General features: G+C 62.4%; 3 protein-coding genes. 1 reads left to right on the top strand and 2 read right to left on the bottom strand.

Going from position 1 to position 2,991, the window contains the following annotated elements:
• Positions 1–1,710 (top strand): transketolase-like TK C-terminal-containing protein (locus AC1D1P_RS19340; RefSeq protein ID WP_477674093.1); only part of this gene is annotated, 1,710 nt, incomplete at its 5' end.
• Between the two features lie 61 nt (positions 1,711–1,771).
• Here the strand turns inward: AC1D1P_RS19340 and AC1D1P_RS19345 are convergent.
• Together AC1D1P_RS19345 and purN are read right to left on the bottom strand one after the other, a co-directional pair.
• Positions 1,772–2,326 (bottom strand): fasciclin domain-containing protein, encoded by a 555-nt coding sequence (locus AC1D1P_RS19345; RefSeq protein ID WP_477674094.1) that lies wholly within the window; start codon positions 2,324–2,326, stop codon positions 1,772–1,774.
• Between the two features lie 163 nt (positions 2,327–2,489).
• A partial coding sequence (gene purN / locus AC1D1P_RS19350; protein ID WP_477674095.1) for a phosphoribosylglycinamide formyltransferase occupies positions 2,490–2,991 on the bottom strand: 502 nt, incomplete at its 5' end.

Consider the following 2,991-nt stretch of genomic DNA (forward strand, 5'->3'; position numbering starts at 1 on the left):
GACGGTGGACGGCCAGATGCAAACCTTTGCCGCCAAAGACGGACGGTGGACGGCCAGATGCAAACCTTTGCCGCCAAAGACGGGCGCTTTAACCGCGACAACTTCTTCGGCCAGAACGCTGAACTCGCACGCCTGGCCCAGGGCATGACCGATGAGCAGATCGACCGCCTCAAACGCGGCGGCCACGACCTGGTGAAGATCCATGCCGCCTACGCCGCGGCGGCCAGCCACCAGGGCCAGCCCACGGTGATCCTGGCGCACACCAAAAAGGGCTACGGCATGGGAAGCGCCGGCCAGGGCAAAATGACCACGCATTCGCAGAAAAAATTCGACGGCGAAGAGCTGATCGAATTTCGCAACCGCTTCAATTTGCCGCTGTCTGACGAGCAAGCCAAAAACCTGGCCTTCTACAAGCCCGCCGCCGACAGCGCCGAGATGCAATACATGCACGCCAAACGCGCAGCACTGGGCGGCTATTTGCCGCGGCGTGAAACGGCGGCCGACATCGTGAACATCCCAGCCCTGCCCTCTTACGCGCAATTCGCGCTCGCTGCCGACGGCAAAGAGATGAGCACCACCATGGCCTTTGTGCGCATGCTGGGCGGCCTGCTGAAAGACGCGGCGCTGGGCCCGAAGATCGTGCCCATCGTGGCCGACGAGGCGCGCACCTTCGGCATGGCCAACCTGTTCAAGCAGGTGGGCATTTACTCCAGCGTGGGCCAGCGTTATGCGCCGGAAGACATCGGCTCGGTGCTGAGTTACCGCGAGGCGCTCGACGGCCAGATCCTGGAAGAAGGCATCAGCGAAGCCGGCGCCATGGCCAGCTGGACGGCCGCTGCCACCAGCTACAGCGTGCACGGCCTGGCGATGCTGCCCTTCTATATTTATTACTCGATGTTCGGCTTTCAGYGCGTGGGCGACCAGATCTGGGCTGCCGCCGACCAGCGCGCCCGCGGCTTCCTGCTGGGTGCCACCTCGGGCCGTACCACGCTGGGCGGTGAAGGCCTGCAGCACCAGGACGGCACCAGCCACCTGATCGCCGCGACCATCCCAAACTGCAAGGCCTACGACCCGGCCTTCGCGGGCGAGCTCGCCGTGATCCTGGACCGCGGCATGCAGGAGATGATGGTCGAGCAAAAGGACGTCTTCTACTACGTCACGCTGATGAACGAGAACTATGCCCAGCCTGATTTGCAAGCCGGCTCCGAAGCGGACATCATTCGCGGGTGCTATCAATTCAATAGCTGGTCGCGCTCGTCCTTATTGCCCCATAGCCCTAAAACATCTTCAAAAAAGGCTCAAAAAGTCGTTTTAATGGGCTCCGGAGCGATCCTGACCGAGGTAATCAAGGCTGCGCAGCAGCTGGCCACGCAGGGCATTGAGGCCACGGTCTTCAGCGTGACCAGCTGGAGTGAGCTGGCGCGTGATGGTGCAGCTTGCCAGCAAGAGGCGATCAATGACGGCGCTGTGACTGCGCCCTTCATCGCTCAGCAGTTGCAAGGCAGCACCGGCCCCATCGTTGCCGCCACCGACTATGTGCGCGCTGTGCCGGAAAGCATCCGCGCCTTTGTGCCCGAAGGCAGGCACTACCTGACCCTGGGCACCGACGGCTTTGGCCGCAGCGACACGCGCGCCGCGCTGCGTGAATTCTTCAGCGTCGATGCTCAAAGCATCGTGAAGGCGGCGCTGTATATGCTGAACCAGAAGTAGGCCAACGCACGAAAGCCCGCGCGCGGCAGGCCGCGCACGGGCTCGGGAAAGAAGTGCCGGCTTACTTGGGCAGCAGCACCTTATCGACCACGTGGATCACGCCGTTGGACTGGTACACGTCGGCGATGGTCACGGTGGCCCAGCCGCCTTTTTCATCGGTCACCGTGACCTTGCCGCCGGCCGATTTGGCCACCAGCGTGCCACCGGCCACCGTCTTGATGGTGGCCATGCCCTTGCCGTCGGCAATCATCTTGCTGATGGCTGCGGCGTCCCACTTGCCGGGTACGACGTGGTAGGTCAGGATGCCGGTGAGCATGCCCTTGTTTTCGGGCTTGAGCAGGGTGTCGACCGTGCCGGCGGGCAATGCGGCAAAGGCCGCATTGGTGGGCGCAAACACGGTGAACGGGCCCGGGCCCTTGAGCGTATCGACCAGACCCGCTGCCTTGACGGCGGCGACCAGCGTGGTGTGGTCTTTGGAATTGACTGCGTTGTCGATGATGTCCTTGCTGGCGAGCATGGGCGCACCGCCCACCATGACCTGGGCGAAGGAAGATGCGGCAGCCAATGACAGGGCGATGGCCACGCCGACGGATGCCAGTTTGTGTTTTGTCTGCATGTGAATACCTTTGAACTGATGTTGATGAAGTAGATACGCAAGCCGCAACCGGAAGGGTTTTCAAAGCGGCTGACATGAATACGGGGCCGAAGACCGGCTGGATTCAAATCAAACGTATCAATCAGGACGCATCAATGCTTTTCACCGCGCACGCGGGCAAAGCTCAGGCAGCAGGTTCAAAAAACGCGCGCACAGCCTGCGGGAAAATCAGGTGTTCCTGCGTCAGGATGCGGGCAGACAGCGTCCTGGCAGTGTCGCCCGGCAGCACAGGCACCACCGCCTGCGCCAGGATGGCCCCGTGGTCCAGTACTTCCGTGACCTGGTGCACCGTCGCGCCCGCCACCTTGCAGCCCGCATCAATGGCGCGCTGGTAGGTGTCCAGCCCCGTGAAGGCCGGCAGCAGCGAAGGATGAATGTTGATCAAGCGGCCGGCGTAGTGCTGCACAAAGCCCGGCGTCAAAATGCGCATGAAACCGGCCAGCACCACCAGCGCGGGCGAATGCCGGTCAATGCGGGCCATGAGTTCCGCATCAAAAGCCTCCCGGGAATCAAACGACTTGTGCGGCACAACTTCGGTAGCAATTCCCAGGCTTTGGGCCAGGGCCAGCCCCGGGGCATCCGCCTTGTTGCTGATGACAGCGGCTACCTGTACCCCCCATTTGTTG

The organism is Polaromonas sp. P1_E1_2 (genome assembly GCF_056406035.1).